We start from the raw sequence: 21,474 nt of genomic DNA on the forward strand, positions 1-21,474 counted from the left end.
TCGGTACGAGGTGTGCATGACCGGGCAACGGCAAGTCGACTCCGTCGATCGGACGGAACTGTCGTGACCCGGGCGAACCGGGCGTCCGGCGCCCGCGCCCGGCAGCGCGGGAAGTCGCTGCCGCAACTGCTGTCCGTGGCGGTGGAATCCAACCCCGGTGGGCTCGCGCTGTCGTGGGACGACGGCGTGTCCGCGCCGGTGCGCTGGACCTACGCCGAGCTCGACGAACGGTCCAACCGGCTGGCCCGGCTGCTGATCGCCCGCGGCGTCGGCCCCGAGGACGTGGTGGCCGTCGGTATTCCGCGTTCACCGGAATCGGTGCTGGCGATGTGGGCGGTGACCAAGACGGGCGCGTCGTTCCTGCCCGTCGACCCGAACTATCCACCTGCTCGGGTGAGTCACATGCTGGGCGATTCCGGTGCGGTGCTCGGGGTCGCGGTCGGCACGGCGATGGACCGGCTGCCCGGTGCGCTCGAGTGGTTGTGCCTCGATGACCAGGCCGTCCGGCGCGCTACCGACGACCAGCCCGGTGATCCGGTGACCTTCGCCGACCGGGTCCGTCCGCTGCGGCTCCAGCACCCCGCCTACATCGTGTACACCTCCGGTTCCACGGGTCTGCCCAAGGGCGTGGTGGTGACGCACGCCGGGCTGGCCGGGTACTGCGCCGAACAGCGCGCGCACTACGCGATCGAGCCGACCTCGCGCACGCTGCACTTCGCGTCGCCCTCGTTCGACGCGGCCGTGCTCGAACTGCTGATGGCGGTGGGCGCCGGAGCCGCCATGGTGCTCGTGCCCGCGGGCATTCTCGGCGGCGCCGAGCTGGCCGACGTGCTGCGTCGCGAAGCCGTCACGCACATGTTCATCACCACCGCCGCGCTGGCATCGCTGGATCCCGCCGGGCTCGACGCGCTGGCCGTGGTCACCACCGGTGGCGAGGCGTGCCCGCCGGACCTGATCCGGCGCTGGGCCACCGATACCCGCCGGTTCCACGACTGTTACGGGCCGACCGAGACCACCATCGTGACCAATATCAGCGCGCCGCTGGTGGTCGGCGACACGATGAACATCGGGGCGCCGCTGCGTGGGGTGACCGAGTACGTGCTCGACGAGCGCCTGGTCCGGGTGCCCGACGGGATGATCGGCGAGCTCTACATCGCCGGTCACGGGTTGGCGCGTGGCTATCACCGTCAGCCGGGTCTCACGGCGTCGCGCTTCGTCGCCGATCCCTTCGCCGGGGCCGAGGATCGGATGTACCGCACCGGCGACCTGGTGCGCCGCCGGGTGGACGGTGCGATCGAGTTCGTGGGACGCAACGACTTCCAGGTGAAGGTGCGTGGGTTCCGGATCGAACTGGGTGAGATCGACACCGTGCTCACCGCGCACGACACCGTCGACTTCGCGGTGACCGTGGGTCATGAACTCGACAACGGCACCACGATTCTCGCCGCGTACGTCCACGCCGCGCCCGGCGCGCGCATCGAGACCGACCAGCTGTTCGAGCACGCCAAGGCCGGGCTGCCCGCGCACATGGTGCCGACCGCGCTGACCGTGCTCGACACCATTCCCCTGACTCCGGTCGGCAAACTCGATCGCACCGCCCTGCCCGCGCCCACCCTGCGTGCCGAGGAGTTCCGGGCGCCCTCGGGTGCGATGGAAGAGCTGGTGGCGCATGTCTTCACCGAATTGCTCGCACCCGAGAACCCGGTGGGCGCCGATGACGACTTCTTCGCCCTCGGCGGCAATTCGCTGCTCGCCACGCGAGCCGCCGCGCGCCTCGGCGCGGAGCTCTCGGCTCGGGTGCCCGCCGGTCACGTCTTCGACAGTCCCACTGTCGCCGGTCTCGCCGCGCTGCTCGAACCGCTGAAGGGTGCGGGCGGCCACGCGCCCCTGGCACCGCGCGAACGCCCCGAGCTGATCCCGCTCTCGCCCGCGCAACAGCGGATGTGGTTCCTCAACCAGTTCGATCCGGGTTCGACCGCCGAGACGATCCCGTTCGCGCTGCGCCTGTCCGGACCGTTCGACGCGCGCGCCCTGCACGCGGCGCTGTCGGACCTGGTCGCCCGGCACGAATCCCTGCGCACCCTGTACCCGGTCCACACCGCCGAGGGGTACGAGCGAGGTGCCGACGGTGCGGTGGTGGACGGCGTCGGCCACCAGGTGGTGTTGCCGATGGCAGAAGCCGTACCCGATGTGCTGGTCGACTCGCTCACCGAGGACGAATTGCCGCTGTGGCTGGGCGAATTCGCCGCCACCGGGTTCGATGTCGCCGCCGGTGTGCCGTTCCGGGTGGCGCTGGCCGAACTCGGGCCGCACGATCACGTGCTCGCCGTGGCCTTGCACCACATCACCGCCGACGGCGCCTCGGTCGCACCGCTGCTGCGTGACCTGCTCGGCGCCTACCTCGCCCGCCGCAACCGATCGCGACCCCGATGGCAGCCGCTGCCGGTGCAGTACGTCGATTACACGCTGTGGCACCGCGAGCTCCTCGGCGCCGAAGACGACCCGGATTCGGTTGCCGCCGCCCAGATCTCGCACTGGCGCACGGCGCTGGCGGGACTGCCCGACCGACTCGACCTGCCGACCGATCGCCCACGCCCGCCCGTCTTCACCGGTCGCGGCGCCGAATTCGGGTTCCAGATCCCGGCGTCGGTGCACACGGCACTCGCCGCGCTCGCCCAGCGCAGCGGTGCCTCCGAATTCATGGTCGTTCACGCGGCCTTCGCGGTGCTGCTGGGCCGGCTCGCGCACACCGACGACATCGCCATCGGTACCCCGGTGGCCGGTCGCGGCGCCAGGGAACTCGACGACCTGATCGGCATGTTCGTCAACACGCTCGTCCTGCGCACGCACCTCGACCCGCGCGCGAGCTTCGCGGAGCTGCTGCGCGCGACCAAGCGCGCCGACCTCGCCGCTTTCGCCCATGCCGACCTGCCGTTCGAGCGCCTGGTAGAACTGCTCGATCCAGTTCGCTCGCAAGCCCATCACCCGCTGTTCCAGGTTGCCCTGTTCTTCCAGAATCTGGACCTGCCGAACCTGCGCCTGCCCGGCCTCGACGCCACCCCCGTCGAATTCGGCGGTGCGGTAGCGCGTTTCGACCTACAGCTCACGATCGTGCCGGGTGCGGATCCGACCGAGCCGATGGCCGCGTCGTTCAACTACGCCACCGATCTGTTCGATGCGGCCACCATCGAAATCCTGGCGGCCCGGTTCACCCGCCTGCTCGACGCGGTCGCCACCGACGCTGATCTCGCGATCGCCGAGATCGACCTGCTCACCGAGGTCGAGCGGGAGCAGAGCCTGGTGAGCTGGAACGAAACCCGGCATCCGGTGCCGCCGGAGCCGATGCTCGACGCGTATCGCCGTGCGGTGCAGACGCATCCGGACGCCACCGCGCTGGTCTACGAGGACACCGAGCTGACCTACCGGCAGTTCGACGAGCGCGTGAATGCCCTCGCCCGGCTGCTGATCGACCAGGGCGTCGGTCCCGAAAGCCTGGTCGGCCTGGCCATCCGGCGATCGCCCGACCTGGTGATCGGGATGTACGCGGTGCTCACCGCGGGTGGCGCCTACGTGCCGCTGGATCCCGGCCATCCGGCCGATCGCATCGCCTACATCCTCGACACCGCCCGCCCGGCCTGCGTGCTGAGCACCCGTGCCGACGCCGTCGAAGTCCCGCCCGGCACCTCGCTGCTGTTGCTCGACGAGCTCGATGTCGCCGGCGTACCGGGTGATCCCGTCCTTCCGCCGGAGTTGCGCGCACCGCTGCACCCCGACCACCCGGCCTACGTCATCTTCACCTCGGGTTCCACGGGCAAGCCCAAGGGTGTCGCGATCTCGCACGCCGCCATCCACAACCAGCTCGTCTGGATGCTGGCGAAATACCCACTCGCACTGGGCGATGTGTACCTGCAGAAGACCGCGACCACCTTCGACGTGTCGCTGTGGGGCTACTTCATGCCGCTGCGGGTCGGCGCGAAACTGGTGCTGGCCACCCCGGACGGCCACCGCGACCCTGCCTATCTGATCGACCTGATCGGCAAGCACAAGGTCACCGTCACCGACTTCGTCCCGTCGATGCTCACGATGTTTGCCACCCAGGCGGCAGCTGTCGGTACGGACTCCGCGCCCGAAGGCAATGCCGACCTGGAGTCGCTGCGCGAGATCTTCGTCATCGGTGAGGCGCTGCCCGCGGAGACCGTCGACGCCATGGCCGCGGTCAGCTCGGCCAGGTTGCACAATCTGTACGGGCCGACCGAAGCCGCTGTTTCGGTGACGTACTGGCCGGCCCGCCCGGGTGAGCGCTCGGTGCCGATCGGCTTGCCGCAGTGGAACTCCCGCGTGTACGTCCTCGACGATCGGTTGCGGCCGGTGCCACCCGGTATCGCGGGCGAGCTCTATCTCGCCGGCGATCAGCTCGCGCGCGGGTATGTCGCGCGACCCGGTCTCACCGCCGATCGATTCGTCGCCGACCCCTTCGCCCCGGCATCCGGCATCGCCGCGGCGGGCGCTCGCATGTACCGCACCGGTGACCTGGTGGTGTGGCGTCGGCCCACGGCGAATGCCCCGCACCGGCTGGACTACCTGGGGCGCATCGACTTCCAGGTGAAATTCCGCGGACAGCGGATCGAACTCGGCGAGATCGAGACCGCGCTGCTCGCGCACGACTCCGTCAGCCAGGCAGTGGCATTGGTCGCGGCGACCGAGCTCGGTGACCAGTTGGTCGCCTACGTGGTGCCCGCGCCCGGCCACGCCGCCGAGCCCGACCGGCTCCAAGCCGCTGTCTCGAAGTCCTTGCCGGTCTACATGGTTCCGGCGTCGATCACCGTGCTCGACGAACTGCCGCTCAATCCCAGCGGCAAGCTCGACCGCAAGGCGCTGCCCGCGCCGAGCTTCACCGCCCGGGCGTTCCGCGCGCCGAGCACCACGCAGGAGCGGCTCGTCGCCGATCTGTTCGGGGAAGTGCTCGGCCGCACCGACATCGGCGCCGACGACGACTTCTTCGCACTCGGTGGCAACTCGCTGATCGCCACCCGGCTGGTCGCCCGCCTCGGCGCCGCCACCGGTGGCCGCATCGCGGTGCGCACCCTCTTCGAAACCCCGACCGTCGCCGGGCTCGCGGCGGTGCTCGACCCCGGCGCGGCGGCGGAGCCGACCAGTGGCCTCGGCACCCTGCCCCGCCCCGCCGAGCTGCCGCTGTCGCCCGCCCAGCGCCGGATGTGGTTCCTCAACCGCTTCGACCAGGGCGTCGACGACGGAGCCGCCGCCTACAACCTGCCCTTCGCACTACGGCTGACCGGCGCCCTCGACGTCGCGGCTCTCACCACCGCGCTGCGCGACGTACTGGCCCGCCACGAGGTCCTGCGCACGGTCTACCCCGACACCGCCGACGGCCCGATTCAGCTGGTTCTCCCCGCTGACCAGGTCGACCTCGACGTCACTGCGCACCGGATCGGCGCCGGGCAGCCGACGGCAGGTGCGGCCGGATCCCCTGACTCCGCGAGCGCGCTGATCGCCGAGGTGACCGCGCTCGCGTCGACCGCGTTCGACGTGACCACCGAGGTTCCGTTGCGGGTCCGGCTGCTCGACATCACGGGGAGCGAACCCGACGCGCCCACGGAGTACGTGCTGGCCGTGGTGGTGCACCACATCGCCGCCGACGCCTCCTCGATGGCGCCGCTGGTGCGCGATGTGACCACCGCCTACCTCGCACGGGCCGCCGGGCATGCCCCGGAGTGGGCAGCGCTGCCGGTGCAGTACGCCGACTATGCGCTGTGGCAGCTGGATCGGCTGGGTGCCGAGGACGAGACGGATTCGGCGGCTGCCCGGCAGCTCTCGTTCTGGCGCTCCGAACTCGCCGACCTGCCGGATCTGCTCGAACTGCCCGCCGACTACCCGCGTCCCGCCGTCGCCTCCCTCGCGGGTGGACGGGTGCCGGTGCGCATCGACGCCGAGACGCACGCCGCCCTCGCGGCGCTCGCGCGCGACAGCGGCGCCACGGTGTTCATGGTGTTGCACACCGCTTTCGCCGTCCTGCTAGCCCGGCTGTCCGGTGCCGCGGACGTGGCGGTGGGCACTCCCGTCGCCGGACGCGGAGAGCGCGAACTCGACGATCTGATCGGCATGTTCGTCAACACGGTCGTTCTGCGCACCCGCTACGACGGTGGCGCCACGTTCACCGAGCTGCTCGCCGCCCAGCGCACGAGCGATCTGGCCGCCTTCGCCGCGGCTGATGTTCCGTTCGAGCGACTGGTCGAGGTGCTCGATCCGCCGCGTTCCACCGCACGTCATCCGCTGTTCCAGGTCGGTCTGTCCTTCCAGAACATCGACCGTGCCGCACTGGAACTGCCCGGCCTGCGGATCGCGCCGGTGTCGGCGGAACTCGCTGTGTCGCAATTCGATCTGCATCTGATCGTCGGCGACGGTTACGACGCGAACGGGGCGCCCGCCGGCATCGAGGGTTTCTTCACCTACGCCACCGATCTCTTCGACGCCGCGACGGTGGCGGCCTTCGCCGACCGGCTGATGTTGCTGCTCGACGCGGTGGTGCGCGAGCCCGCCGTGGTGGTCGGTGATGTCGATCTGCGTACCGCCGAGGAACGCGCGACCGAAATCGTCAGTGGTGCCGCCGATCTCGCTGTGCCCGGCGGCACGCTCGCCGATCTGCCGTCGGTCGCCAGGCCCGAAGCTGTCGCACTCGTGGCCGATCTGCCCGAGGGTCGACTCGAACTCACCTACGCCGAGTTCGAATCACGGGTGAACAGGCTCGCGCGGCATCTGATCTCGATCGGGGTCGGCCCGGAGTCGCTGGTCGCGCTCGCGCTGCCACGGTCGATCGATCTCGTCGTCGCCATGTACGCGGTGACCAGGTCGGGCGGCGCCTACGTGCCGATCGACCCCGATCAGCCCGCCGACCGCACCGACTACATCCTGCACACCGCCGCGCCGATCTGCGTGCTCACCAACGGTTTCCGTACCGACGCCGCGCCGGTGGTGCGGGTAGACCACCCGGTGATCGCCTCCGCTGATCCCAGCCCGGTCACCGACGCCGACCGCCGCGCGCCGCTGCGGCCGGACAACACCGCCTACGTCATCTTCACCTCCGGCTCCACCGGCCGCCCCAAGGGCGTGGCGGTGCCACACGCGGCGGTGATCAACCAGTTGCAGTGGCTACGCGGTGAATTCGGCACGGACGCCGCCGATGTGTTCCTGCTGAAGACTCCCGCCACGTTCGACCTGTCCGTCTGGGAATTCTGGTCCGCCGCCGTCTGCGGTGGCCGCCTGGTGATTGCCGCCCCCGACGGGCACCGCGACCCCGCCTACCTGGACGCCCTGATCACCGACGCGGGCGTCACCACCCTGACGGCGGTGCCGTCGCTGCTCGACGCGCTGTCCGGGTACTGGGAGTCGACCGCGCACGACGAGAACGACGGGCCGAGCAGGGTCGTGCCGTTGACCCGCATCCTCGCGATCGGCGAATCCCTGCCCGCCGCGCTGGCCCAGCGTCTGCTGAAGACGTTGCCCGACACCAGGATCGACAACCTGTACGGACCCACCGAGGCCGCCGTGTCGATCACCGACCACCGTGTCGGCCCCGCCGACGTGCTGACCGTGCCGATCGGCGCGCCCGAATGGAACAGCCGCGTCTACGTTCTCGACGAGCGCTTGCGGCCCGTCGCCCCCGGCATCAGAGGCGAGCTGTACCTCGGCGGCGTCCAGCTGGCTCGCGGTTATCTGCGCAAAGCGGCCCAGACCGCTGATCGCTTCGTCGCCGATCCTTTCGAGCCCGGCGCTCGCATGTACCGCACCGGTGACCTGGTCGCGCGCACCCCGCTGACCGAGGTACCGGACAGCCTGATCCCAGCCGGTCGCGCCACTGCGGGACGCGGTGCGGGCGGTGACCTGATCTACCTGGGCCGCAGCGACTTCCAGGTGAAGATCCGCGGATTCCGGGTGGAGCCCGGCGAGGTGGAGGCTGTGCTGCTCGGGCTGCCCGCGGTGACCCAGGCCGCGGTGCTCGCCCGGACCGACGCCCATTTCGGTGATCGACTGGTCGCCTATGTGGTCGGCGCGGATATCGATGTCGCACAGCTGAAGTCCGCGCTGGGGGACAAGCTGCCGATCTATCTGGTGCCCGACGCTTTCGTCGTCCTCGGGGAACTGCCGTACACCGTCAACGGCAAGCTGGATCGAAAGGCGTTGCCCGCGCCGGTCTTCGAAGCCGCCACCTTCCGCGCCCCGGCGACCCCGACCGAACAGGTGGTCGCGGAGGTCTACGGCGAGATCCTCGGCGTCGCCTCCGTCGGCGCCGACGACGACTTCTTCGCCCTCGGCGGCAACTCGCTGCTCGCCACCAGGGCGGCGGCCCGGATCGGGACGGCGCTCGATCGCGCGGTCGGCGTCCGATTGCTGTTCGAAGCGCCGACGGTGGCCGATCTCGCCCTGCGCGTGCACCGGTCGGACGAGGCCACCGCACCACGGCTGCTCGCCGGACCGCGCCCGCAGCGGGTGCCGCTGTCGCTGGCACAGCAGCGGATGTGGCTGCTCAACCGGCTCGACCCCGACGCGACCGTCTACAACATCCCGGCCGCGATCCGACTCACCGGCGCCCTCGACCTGGCGGCCCTCGGCCTTGCCGTCGCCGATCTGTTCGCCCGGCACGAGGTGCTGCGCACCCGCTACCCGGCGCGCGGGGACGCGGCGGTCCAGGATGTGCTCGCGCCCGACGCGGTGCGCGTCGACCTGACCCCGGTCGAGGTCGCCCCCGACCATCTCACCGACGAGGTGCGCCGGATCGTCGCCACCGGGTTCGACGTCACCGCCGAGCCGCCGGTCCGCGTGCGGCTGCTGCGCCTCGGCGCCGACGATCACGTCCTGGTGTTCGTCGCCCACCACATCAGCGCCGACGGTTTCTCGATGGGGCCGCTCACCCGCGACCTGGTCCTCGCCTATACCGCGCGCACGGCAGGCTCGCCGCCCGCGTGGTCGCCGCTGCCCCTGCAATACGCCGATTACGCGGTGTGGCAACGCGACTCACTCGGCGACGAAGCCGACCCCACCTCCACGGCCGCCGCCCAGCTGGCCTACTGGCACGACGAGCTCGCCGGCCTGCCCGAGGAGATCGCGCTCCCCGCCGACCGTCCGCGCCCGGCGGTGCAGTCCTTCGCGGGCGCCACCAGCACCTTCGAGATCGACGCCGCACTGCACGCCGAGCTCGCCGGACTGGCCCGCGCGCAGGGCGTCACGGTGTTCATGGTCGTGCAGGCCGCGCTCGCGGTGCTGCTCGCCCGGCTCAGCGGCACCGGCGACGTCGCCATCGGGACCCCGATCGCGGGCCGTGGCGCACGTGAGCTCGACGATCTGGTCGGCATGTTCGTCAACACCCTGGTGCTGCGCAGCCGGATCACCGAGAGCGATCCGTTCACCGCGCTGCTCGCGCGGACTCGCGACACCGACCTGCGCGCCTTCGCCCACGCCGACGTCCCGTTCGAGCGGGTGGTCGATGCGCTCCAACCCGCGCGGTCGGCGGGCAGACACCCGATGTTCCAGGTGGCGCTGTCGTTCGAGAACCTCGCCCCGGTCGCCTTCGAACTGCCGGGAATCACGGTGGGCGCGCTCGACGCCCGCACCGCCGAGGCCAAGTTCGACCTGTTGCTCACCGTGCGTGAGCAGCAGGACAACGGCGGCATGCACGCCGAATTCGCCTACGCGACAGACCTGTTCGATGCCGAGACCGTGCGGAGCTTCGGTGCGCGCTTCGTCCGTCTGCTCGCCGCCGTGGCCGCCGACCCCGATCTCGCCGTCGGTGATATCGACCTGCTCGACCCCGCCGAATTCCTCGCGAACATCACCTTCGCCGGCCCGGCGGCCGAGCCGGAACGCACCCTCGCCCAGCTGATGGACGAGGCGGTGCGCGCCGATCCGACCGGCATCGCCCTGCGCGGTGACGGGCGCGGATTCACCTACACCGAGCTCGATGCCGCCGCCAACCAGCTGGCGCGTGGTCTGATCGCCCGTGGCGCCGGACCGGAAGTCGCTGTCGCCGTGGCGATTCGGCGCTCGGTCGAATCTGTGCTCGCGGTCTGGGCGATCGCGCGCACCGGTGCGGTGATCGTGCCGATCGACCCCGGCTACCCGGCCGAGCGGATCAGGCACATGGTCACCGACTCGGGCGCGGTCTTCGGCATCACCCTCGCCGCCGAACTCGCCGGGTTGCCCACGCTGCCCGGCGACGGCGGCTGGGTGGCGCTCGACGATCGGGCGTTCACCGCCGAGATCGCCGGCTGTGCCACCGTGGGCCTGCGCGAGATCGAACTGCTCACCCCGCCGAGCACCGGCAACGCCGCGTACATGATCTACACCTCCGGTTCGACCGGACTGCCCAAGGGCGTCGTTGTCACCCATGCCGGACTCGCCAACTTCTGCGCCGAGCAGAGACAGCGCTACCGCCTCGACTCCGGCACGCGCGCACTGGCTTTCGCCTCCCCGTCGTTCGACGCGTCGGTGCTGGAGCTGCTGCTCGCCATCGGCGGCGCGGGCACCCTGGTGGTCGCTCCCGCCGGATCCGTCGGCGGCACCGAACTCGCCGAGCTGATCCGCACGGAGGGCGTCACCCACACCTTCCTGACCCCCTCGGTGCTGGCCACCCTCGACCCCGACGGCGTTCCCGGTCTGCGCGTCCTGATCGTCGGTGGCGAGCACGTACCCGCCGACCTGGCAGCCCGCTGGAACACGCTGCCCCAGCGGCACTTCCACAACGGGTACGGTCCCACCGAGGCCACCGTCATGACCGCCATCAGCGACCCGCTGCAGCCGGGCGAACCCGTTCACATGGGCGGCCCGATCCGCGGCATCCGCGCCCAGGTCCTCGACGAACGCCTTCGTCCGGTCCCCGAAGGCGTCACCGGCGAGCTCTACCTCGGCGGCATCCAACTCGCCCGCGGCTACCACCAGCGCCCCGCTCTCACGGCAGCGCGCTTCATCGCCGACCCGTTCGGCCCCGAGGGCGCCCGCCTCTACCGCACCGGCGACCTCGTTCGTCGACGTGGCGATGTCCTGGAGTTCCAGGGCCGCAACGACTTCCAGGTCAAGATCCGCGGACTGCGCATCGAGCTCGGCGAGATCGACGCCGTGCTGGCCGCCGCACCCGGAGTCTCCTGGGTCGCCACGCTCGGCCGCGACAACGGCGCCGGCTCGACGATGCTGGTGTCCTACGTCCTGGCCGACGAGGGCCGAGCGCTCGATACCGCCGAACTCACCGCGCTCGCCGCGCAGGTGCTGCCCGACTACATGGTGCCCGCCGCGATCATCGTCCTCGACGAGATTCCGCTGACCCCCGTGGGCAAGCTGGATCGGCGCGCGCTGCCGGACCCGCTCGCCGCTCGCGGCGAATACCGCCCGCCCCGTACCGCCGCCGAGAAGACCATCGCCCGGGTCGTCGCCGATGTCCTCGGCCACGACCGGGTCGGTCTCGACGACGACTTCTTCGCTCTCGGCGGCGACAGCATCACCGCCATCCAGGTCGTGTCGCGGGCCTCGGCCGCCGGAGTGGTCCTGCGCCCGCGCGACCTGTTCGACGCGCGCACCGTCGCCGCGCTCGCCGGACGCGCCGACGTCGCCGTCGCACCGAGTGCACCGTCGGCCACGCTCCCGCTCACCGCCACCGCCGCCCAGCTCACCGAAGCGGGCGAGGCCGCGGTCGAACCCCGCGCGGTACTGCTCGAAGTACCGGCGGACTGCCCGGACGAGGCCGTCGCGGCCGCCGCGGCCGCGGTGATGAACCAGCACCCGATGCTGTGGGCGCTGCTCGACCGCACCGGCGACACCCCGGTGCTGCGCATCCCGCCGCCCGACGAACGCATCGGCGGCGCCTTCCGCAGGCTCGACAACGAAGACGGTGAGTCCTCGCTGCCCGTCGACGACATCGTGGCCGCGGCCTCGGCAGCGCTCGATCCGGACGAGGGTCGCAATATCCACTTCGTCCTCACCGGCGACGCCGGTAGCTCGGCCACCCTGGTCGTTGTCGCCAATGCCCTCGTGCTGGACGAGAATTCGTGGCGCGCGGTGGTCGACCAGCTGACCACGGCCTGGAGCCGCGGCCGCCACGCCGCACCCGCCGCACCCGATGCCGGACTCGGCGACCTGGTACGCCATCTCGCGGAATACCCCTCCACCGCCGCCGCGCGGGCCGAACGCGCCTACTGGCATCGCGCGATCCGGTCCAGGGCAGGCGAATCCGCCGATCTGCACCTGCGCAACCGGGTCTCGCTGAGCATCACCGGCGAGGGCACCACCGCGGTGCGCACCGTCGCCGACGCCTACCGCGCCACCGTCGACGAGGTGCTGCTCACCGCCGTCGCGCTGGCCCTGCACACGGCCGCCGACACCGCCGCGGCACGGGCGATCGGCACGGTGGTGCGGCTGCGCGCCGACCAGCGCCTGCTCGGCCGGCCCGATGCGGAGAACGTCGTCGGCGGGTTCACCACCGACTACCCGCTCGCGCTGCGCCTGGACGGCATCGACGTCGCCGACGCGCTCGTCGGCGGTCCCGCCGCGGGAACGGCCCTGGCCCAGATCAAGGAACTGCGCCGCGCGGTTCCGGCCCACGGTGCCGGTTTCGGCCTGCTCCGCTACCTCGACACCGAGACCGCCGACAGCGTCCGCACACTGGATCGCGGCCGATTCGCCGTCCGTCTGCGCGACCTGCGCCCCGCGCGCGTGCACACCGATGTGGCCGCCGACGACCTCGCCCTGGTGCTCACGGTCGACGCGACCGACGACGGTTTGGTCGCCCGATTCGACTACGCCACCGCCGTACTCACCGCGGACGCGGTCAAGACCTTCGCCGAACACTGGATCCGCGCGCTCGGCGGACTCGCCGAACACGGGTTGCAGCCCGGCGCGGGCGGATTCACGCCGTCGGACTTCCCGCTGGTGCGACTCGGCCAAACCGAGCTGACGCGTCTGGTCCGCCGCTATCCGCTGCTCAGCGACGTGTGGCCGGTGACGCCGCTGCAATCGGGCATGCTGTTCCACGCGCTGCTCGCCGAGAACTCGGTCGACCCCTACATCACCCAGTTCGTTCTCGACCTCGATCTGTCCGTGGACGACGAGAAACTGCACGAGGCGGCACAGGCCGTGCTCGACCGGCACGACAACCTGCGCGTCGCGTTCGCCACCGATGCCGCGGGCACCCCGCTACAGGTGGTGCTCGACGACATCGACGTGCCGTGGCAGGTCATCGACACCGTGCTCGATGGCGCCCCTCCCGAGGGCCCTGCGCGCTCCGGTGCCGCCTCCGGGCTCGCCGGTCGGGGCGCGGAAGACGCCGTCTACCAGCGCATTCGCGCCGCCGATCTGGCCGCGCACTTCGACATGACCACCGCGCCGCTGCTGCGGTTCACGCTGGTGCGCACCGCCGAGACCGCACACCTGCTCGTCACCAGCCACCACATCCTGATCGACGGCTGGTCGACCCCGCTGCTGCTACAGGAACTGCTCACCGCGTATGTGGTCGGCGGTCGGAGCAGGCGCCTGCCCAAGGTCGCGCCCTACCGCGACTACCTGGCCTGGCTCGTCGACCAGGATCTCGAGGCCGCCAGGACGGCATGGCGTACCGCGCTCACCGGCCTGGCCGAGCCCACTCCGCTCGCACCCGTCGATCAGGGCCGCGAGATCGCCACGGGCACAGGAGAAACCGGGTTCGCGCTCTCCCCGGCGGACACCGCCGCGCTGAGCGAGCTGGCCGCGAGCCTGGGCGTCACGGTGAACACCGTGGTCCAGGCGGCGTGGGGCCTGCTCATCGCACGGCTGGTGGATCGCGACGACGTGGTGTTCGGTGCCACCGTCTCGGGCAGGCCGGCCGAGCTCGACGGCGTGGAGCGGATGGTCGGGCTGTTCCTCAATGCGATTCCCGTTCGCGTGCGGTTGCGTCCCGGCGATACCGTCGCCGAGCTGCTGCGCACACTGCAGGACGAGCAAGCCGCGCTGCTCGATCACCACTATCTGGGACTCGGTGAGATCCAGGAGATCGCGGGCATCGACGCGCTGTTCGACTCGCTCGTCGTCTTCGAGTCTTTCCCGGTCGACCGAGAAGGGCTGGCACAGGCCGCGTCCGGATCGGCCGCTGTCACCGGGATGGACGCCGCCAACGGCACCCACTACCCGCTCACCGTGCAGGTGGTCGCCGACGGGCAGCTCCGGGTCTCGGTGAAGTACCTGCGCGATGTGTTCGGCGAGGACACCGCCAACGCGCTGGCGCAACGCTTTTCGATGCTGCTGGCGAGGTTCGTCGCGAGCCCGCAGGCCAGGATCGCCGAGATCGATGTGCTGCTCGCGGAGGAACGCGCGACCCTGGCGGCCGTCAACGCCACCGACGCGCCCGAACTGCTCGACGAGGCGACCCTGCTGTCGCTGTTCGACGCGCAGGTCAGGCGCACGCCGCAGGCCACCGCACTGATCGACGGTGAAACCACCTACACCTACGCGGAATTCGACGAACGCGTGCGCGAGCTCGCCGGTTCCCTTCGTGCACGGGGCGCCCGGCCGGAGACGCTCGTCGCGGTCGCGATGCGGCGCGGCATCGACCTGGTGACCGCGATCTACGCGGTGCTGCGGACCGGTGCGGCGTACGTACCGGTCGACCCGGACCACCCGGCCGAACGGACCGAACGGGTGCTGGCTTCGGCCGCGCCGATCTGCGTGCTCGCCACGGCCGGTTTCACCACCGCCTCCGACATTCCCGTCATCGAGCTGGGCACTGTCAGTGGCGAAGCGGCGGAGCTCGAGCTGCCGAAGGCCGACAATCTCGCCTACGTCATCCACACCTCCGGGTCCACCGGCACGCCCAAGGGCGTCATGCTGACGCACCGGCAGCTGGTCAACCAGTTCCGCTGGGCGCAGCGCACCTACCCGCACGGCCCCGGCGACGTGGTCCTGCACAAGACCCCGGTCACCTTCGACATCTCCACCTGGGAGTTGCTGTGGCCGTTGCAGACCGGCGCCACGGTGGTGATCGCCGCCCCCGACGGTCACCGCGACCCGGCCTACCTGGCCGAGGTGATCACCGAACGCGCCGTCACCACCGTGCATTTCGTGCCGTCGATGCTGGATGCCTTCCTCGCCGACCGTGACACGGGTGAATTCCCCTCGCTGCGACGGGTGTTCGCGGCGGGCGAGGCGCTGACGTCCTCGACCGCCCGCCGGTGCGCCCAGGTGCTGCCCGCGGCGACACTGGTCAACTGGTACGGCCCCGCCGAAGCCGCCGTGGTGACCGCGGCGCAGGTAGAAGCTGGTCCCGCCGTGGGTATCTCGATCGGCATACCGGTCGCCAACACGCGCGTCCACGTGCTCGATCGGCAACTGCGACCCGTCCCGCTCGGTACCGCGGGGGAGCTGTACCTGGAAGGGGTGCAGCTGGCCCGCGGCTACCTCGGCGCGCCCACCCTCACGGCCGAACGCTTCGTCGCCCATCCCGGCGGCGGCAGGCTCTACCGCACCGGCGACGTCGTGCGCTGGACCACCGACGAGAGCCTGGAATACCTGGGCCGCAGCGACTTCCAGGTGAAGCTGCGCGGGCAGCGCATCGAGCTCGGTGAGGTCGAGGCGGTCCTGCGCGATCATCACAGTGTCCGGCATGCCGCCGTCGCGCTCGTCCACGGTCCGACGGGAGACCGCCTGGTCGGCTACGTGGTGCCGGTCGAACCGCCGGTCGAGGAAGCTCCCGCGTCGGCTCGACCGGAGGGCTATTCGATCGAAAGCGGCACCATTACCGCCGGTTTCGATCAAGTCGCCTTGCTCACCCACGCCAGGGCGGCGCTCCCGTCGTACATGGTTCCGGCGACCGTGGTGATCCTGAGTTCGCTACCGCTCAACGCCAGCGGCAAGCTCGACCGCAAGGCCCTGCCCGTCCCCGCCTTCACCACTCGCGCCTACCGCCCGCCGACCACGCCGTTGCAGCGTGCCGTCGCCGAGGTCTACGCGGAGGTGCTCGGCGCGGGCAAGGTCGGTCTCGACGACGACTTCTTCGAACTCGGCGGCAACTCCCTGATCGCCACCAAGGCGATCAGCCGCCTGCGCACCAGGGTGGGCGCCGAGGTGCGGGTGCAGTGGTTCTTCACCGACGCCACTGTCGCCGCGCTGGCCGAACGGATCGACGCCACCCAGTCCGCCGGCGGCGATCGCGACCTCACCTCCGACCTCGAATCCGACGACGCCCTCGGCGTCCTGCTGGCCATCCGCAACCGGGTGCCGCACGGCACGGAGGCGGGCGGCGCGCTGTTCTGCATCCACCCGATGTATGGGCTGTCCTGGTGCTACGCCGGGCTGGCGCAGTACATTCCGGCGCGGCGGCCGATCTTCGGGCTCCAGTCGCCCGCGCTGAGCGAGGCGGGCTACCTGCCGGGCACGCTCGCCGAGATGGCGCGCCGCTACGCCGCCGAGATCAGGACCCAGCAGCCGCACGGCCCGTACCGGCTGATGGGCTGGTCGCTGGGCGGTGTGCTCGCCCACGCCGTCGCCACCGAACTCCAGGCGGCGGGGGAGCAGGTGTCGCTGCTGGCGATGCTGGATTCGCATCCCGACATCGATGTCCCCGATTTCCACACGGCCGTCCGCGACGCGCTCGCCGAACTCGGCGTCGACATCAGCACGGCGCTGCCCGCCGCGGGGGTGCGCGAACTCAGCGAGGACGCACTGGCCGCGCTGCACGCGATCATTCCCGCCAACATGGCCGTACTCACCCCCGAACGGGTGCGCCGGATCTATCGCAGCGCGGTGCGCTCGGCCGAGCTCATCGCCGAACACCGTCCCGCGGTGTTCCGCGGCAGGCTCGAGTACTTCAGCGCGCTCGGACACGAGGCGGCGGCGGCCAATTGGGCCCCGTATGTCGACGGCGCGGTGCGCGATCGGCCGGTCGCGGTGGTGCATGATCAGATGACCTCGCCGCAGGCACTGGCGGAGATCGGTCCGCGATTGGCGGAGCTGCTCGACGCCGGCGACCGCGCGGCCGGGGCGCGGTGACACAAACGCTGGTGCGTGGTGACACAAACGCTGGTGCGTGGCGACATGAACGCTGGGGCGCAATGACATCAGCGGTGCCGGTGAGGCATGATGTGACCGCGCTGCTGTAACGATTACCCCTGTTGTAACCACCGGATAACCCGTAGGGTCTGGCTGGTTGCAACTTCGTGCCCTGTCGGAGCACGGACCGAATCGGAATTCGAGACGAAGCGAAGGTGCGAAATTGATGCGTCGGCACACCCGGCGTCGTGGCTCCCGGGCCGCGGCGATGATCGCGGCAACGGCAGTGGCGGCGGGACTGATGTCCGGCATCGGTACGAGCCCGGCATCAGCTGACCCGATCATCGATTCCAAGAGCCTGCTCGCCAACCCGGTCTCCGAGGACGGCTCCAAGATCGTCAAGGCCGAAGTGAAGGACTCGCGCAGTCTGCGACTGCACGTGTACTCCGCGGCCATGGACCAGAACATCATCGTCGACGTGCAGCGCCCCGCCGACGCCTCGGTCCCGCGCCCCACCCTGTACCTGCTCAACGGTGCGGGCGGCGGCGAGGATTCGGCGTCGTGGGTGGCCAAGACCGACGCGCTCGAATTCCTCAGCGACAAGAACGTCAACGTCATCCAGCCGATCGGTGGCGCCTGGAGCTACTACACCGACTGGATCCACGACGACCCGGTCGTGGGCCGCAACAAGTGGAAGACCTTCTTCACCGAGGAACTGCCCCCGCTGGTCGACGGCGCGCTGGGCACCAACGGTGTGAACGCCATCGCGGGTCTGTCCACCTCCGGCACCACCGTGCTCGCGCTGCCGATCGCCAAGCCCGGCCTGTACAAGGCGGCCGCGGCGTACAGCGGTTGCGCGCAGACCTCCGATCCGGTCGGTTCGGAGTTCGTGAAGGTCACGGTCGAGACCTGGGGCGGCGGTGACACCATGAACATGTGGGGTCCGCAGGGCTCGGAGGAATGGGTCAAGAACGACCCGTACGTGAATGCCGAAGGGTTGCGCGGCGTCGATCTCTACATCTCCACCGGCAACGGCCTGCCCGGCCCGTACGACACCCTCGACGGTCCGTACGCGCTGCCCGGCGCCTACGGTCTGGCCAACCAGATCGTCATCGGTGGCGTGATCGAGGCGGGCACCAACTACTGCACGCACAACCTGGCCAACCGGCTCAACGAGCTGGGTATCCCGGCGACCTTCAACTTCCGCCCCAACGGCACCCACTCGTGGGGCTACTGGAAGGACGAGCTGAAGCTGTCGTGGCCGACCCTGGCCCGCGGGCTCGGCCTGTAGACACCGGTTTCTCCCGAACCGCCCCGATAGCGAGCGCATCGCTGCCGGGGCGGTCCCATTTCCTCGACCTGCCCTCGACGTTTGCGAATTGTGGTTAACTTAGGTTGACTGGACCAACCCGGTCCGCGCAACGGAAAGTGAGTGCATGGTCGCCGATCGCAGTGAGGCCGAACAGGCCCGCGAGCCGACGACCGCACCTGCCCGTGTCGTGCGCCGCAGGCCGAAGGACCGCAAGATGCAGATCATGCGGGCCGCCGCCCGTGCGTTCAGCGCGCGCGGCTACTACCCGGTCGGCGTGGACGAGATCGCCGCCGAGGTCGGCATCTCCGGACCCGCGCTGTACCGCCACTTCGCCAACAAGTACGCGCTGCTCGTCGCCGCCGCCGAGGAGGGTGCTCGGGGTTTGCGCGATGTCGCGGCAGCGGCCGACGACCCGTCGCTGAGCCCGGAAGCCAGGCTCGACGCGGTGCTCACCGCCGTCGCCGAACGCAATATCGACATCCGGCGCGAGGCCGGCCTCTACCGCTGGGAACGCCGCTACCTCGAACCCGACGACCGGGTGCGCATCCGCGCGTTCTATCGCGAACTCGAGGCGAACGTCGCCGCGCGGATCGCCGACGTCCGGCCGGAGGCGAGCGCCGACGACCGCATCCTGCTCGCCGTCGGCGCGCTGAGTTCGCTGGCCAGCATCGCCGCGCACCGCACCACCCTCTCGCACAGCCGCATGCTCGCGGTACAGCTCGAGATGGCCTGGGCGATCGTGCGCGCCGAGCTGCCGCCGACCCCCGCCGCGGCCGAGCCCGACAAGCAGCCCCGTGGCCTGCCGGTCACCTCGAAACGCGAACAGCTGCTCACCGAAGCGATCCGGATCTTCGGCCGCAACGGGTATCACGAATCCGGCATCGAGGAGATCGGCGCCGCCGTCGGCATCAACGCCTCCAGCGTGTACCGCCACTTCGACAGCAAGGCCGACCTGCTCGCGGCCGCTTTTCATCGCACCGCCGACCGGCTCGCGGTCGCGATCGGCGAGGCGCTGGCCGAGAGCGAGAACCGGGCCGACGCCGCCCGCCGCATCGCCGACCAGCACGCGCGCCTCACCTTCGCGACGCCCGAGATCGCGCCCGTCTACTACGCGGAGTTCAGCAACCTCCCGCAGGCCGAACAGCACCGTCTGCGTGCCATCCAGCGGCAGAACATCCTGGAATGGGCCAACCTGCTCGACGGCGACCCGATCGAAGCCCGCTTCCGGGTGCACGCCGCGGTCGGCCAGATCATCGATGTCGGCCGGCTGCTGCGCTTCGACTCGCGCCCCGAACAGCTCGCCCGCCTCGCCGCGCTGACCGGCGCGGTGCTGCTCGGCAGCGGCTCGGCGGACGGGAACTAGCCGCTCAGCCGCGGCCGTGACGTAAACGGAACAGGGCTTTCGCCGTCTGCAAGTGCCCTGGCCTGCGGTCGAAGGTCGACAGCCGGACCGGGGCCCGATAGCGCCTGCGCGCGATCGACATCGTGCGGCTGTACTCGTACAGACCGTGCTGACCGTGGCTGTGTCCCTGGCCGTATTCGCCGACACCGCCGAACGGCAGGGCCGGGATGCCGGTGAACGCGGTCGACGAATTCACTGTCACCACACCTACTTTCAGCTGTTCGGCGATGAGCTCCGCGCTGGGGATATCGAGGGTGAAGATGGTGACGGCGATGCCGTTGCCCGCCGCGTTCACCCGGGTGACCGCGTCGGCCAGGTCGGCGACCCGATTCACCACGAGCACCGGGCCGATTCCCTCGCCGGTGATCGCGATGCTCTCCTCGGGAACCTCGGCCAGCACGATCGGCTCCACGTACGGGTCGCGGAACGAATCGAGCCCGCCGAGCACCGCGTGCCCGCCGTGAGCGAGCGCGTCACGGACCTGTCTGCGCACCACGTCGACCTGGGTGGCATTGATCATCGGCCCGTAGGAGGCGCGGTTGTCGGCGCCGGGACGCAGCTTCGCCGCTCGCTCGGCCACCCTGGCCAGGAAGTCGTCGAACACCGAATCGGCGACATAACAGCGCTGGATGCCCGAGGAGTTCTGCCCGGCATTGGCCATCGCCCCGAACACCGCGGCCTCCGCGGCCGCGTCGAGCACCGCGTCGACGTGCACGATCATGCTGCCCTTGCCGCTGTTCTCCACCACCACCGGCGTCAGCGTCTGGGCGCACAGCGCGATCACCTCGCGTCCGCGCGCTTCGGGCCCGGCGTAGGCGATCTTGTCCACCTCGGCCTTGCACAGGGCGGTAGCCGTCCGCGAATTTCCGGTAACCGCTTGCAGTACGGGTTGTTCGGGCGAGACCGCGGCCCAGCTGTCGGCCAGCCAGGTGCCGACACCGGTACTGAGTTCGTGCGGGTTGAACACCACCGTGTTGCCCGCGGCCATGGCGTAGGCGATCGAACCCATCGGCGTGAACACCGGGTTGTTCCACGCGCCGAGCACGCCGATCACCCCCAGCGGCAGGTAGCCGACGGAGGCGTGCTGATTGCGGGTGAACCAGCCGGTGGACAGGCGCTTTCGGCCCAGTGTGCGCTCGGCGTTGCGGGCGGCCCAGTCCAGATTCTCCACCGCCAGCATCACTTCCAGAGTGGCGTCGGCCTCCGGTTTGCCGGTCTCGCTGCGCAGGAGTTCCACCAACTCGCCTGCGTTCCTGGCGATCTCGCGACGCCAGTCGAGGAGCAGGTGCTTGCGCTCACTGAACTCCAGTTCCCCCCACCAGTTCTGGGTGGCGCGTGCGGTGCGCACGACACGGGTGACCTCGGCCGTGCCCTGCACGGGATACTGCGCGAGCTGTTCACCGGTGCGCGGATCGAATGCCGTGAGCACATCGGATCGACCGGCGGGCGCGGCGGCGGTAGAAGCCGACTCGACCATGGTCACCTCCCCAAGATCGAACACGCCCGCACGCGGGCCGGTGAGACGAGTGTTTCCCCGCTGTCAGCGTATGGGCGCGCGGCCCGGCCGACAAGGTTCCCGCACTGCCCTTGCACTGCCCAGGTGAGCAACACCACAGCGCGCCGCAGGCAGCGCCCGGCAAACCGGGCGCATCAACGCAGACGGGGCCCGGAAAACCGCCGGACCGGTAACATCGCGCCGAACGGTATGGATCACTTACCGGGAAGAATTTATTCCGCGTGCGCT

General features: G+C 70.5%; 4 protein-coding genes. 3 read left to right on the plus strand and 1 reads right to left on the minus strand.

The features are described 5' to 3' along the window. The first annotated feature begins 63 nt into the window (after nucleotides 1-63). From ACFTS5_RS18020 to ACFTS5_RS18030, 3 genes are all read left to right on the plus strand, one after another. Nucleotides 64-17,016: an amino acid adenylation domain-containing protein gene (locus tag ACFTS5_RS18020; RefSeq protein ID WP_378632137.1), complete on the plus strand. Its 16,953-nt coding sequence runs from the start codon at nucleotides 64-66 to the stop codon at nucleotides 17,014-17,016. A gap of 268 nt (nucleotides 17,017-17,284) precedes the next feature. Continuing rightward, entirely contained in the window at nucleotides 17,285-18,307 is a 1,023-nt protein-coding gene (locus ACFTS5_RS18025; protein WP_378632461.1) for an alpha/beta hydrolase, read from the plus strand. A gap of 145 nt (nucleotides 18,308-18,452) precedes the next feature. Continuing rightward, on the plus strand, nucleotides 18,453-19,691 hold the full coding sequence (locus tag ACFTS5_RS18030) for a TetR/AcrR family transcriptional regulator (protein WP_378632139.1): 1,239 nt from the start codon (nucleotides 18,453-18,455) through the stop codon (nucleotides 19,689-19,691). A gap of 4 nt (nucleotides 19,692-19,695) precedes the next feature. On the opposite strand, the gene ACFTS5_RS18035 is transcribed toward ACFTS5_RS18030, so the two are convergent. Further along, nucleotides 19,696-21,207, minus strand: coding sequence for an aldehyde dehydrogenase family protein (locus ACFTS5_RS18035; protein ID WP_378632142.1), 1,512 nt, complete (start codon nucleotides 21,205-21,207; stop codon nucleotides 19,696-19,698). Nucleotides 21,208-21,474 lie beyond the last annotated feature (267 nt).

The sequence above is a fragment of the Nocardia sp. NPDC056952 genome, assembly GCF_042674185.1.
GTDB lineage: Bacteria > Actinomycetota > Actinomycetes > Mycobacteriales > Mycobacteriaceae > Nocardia.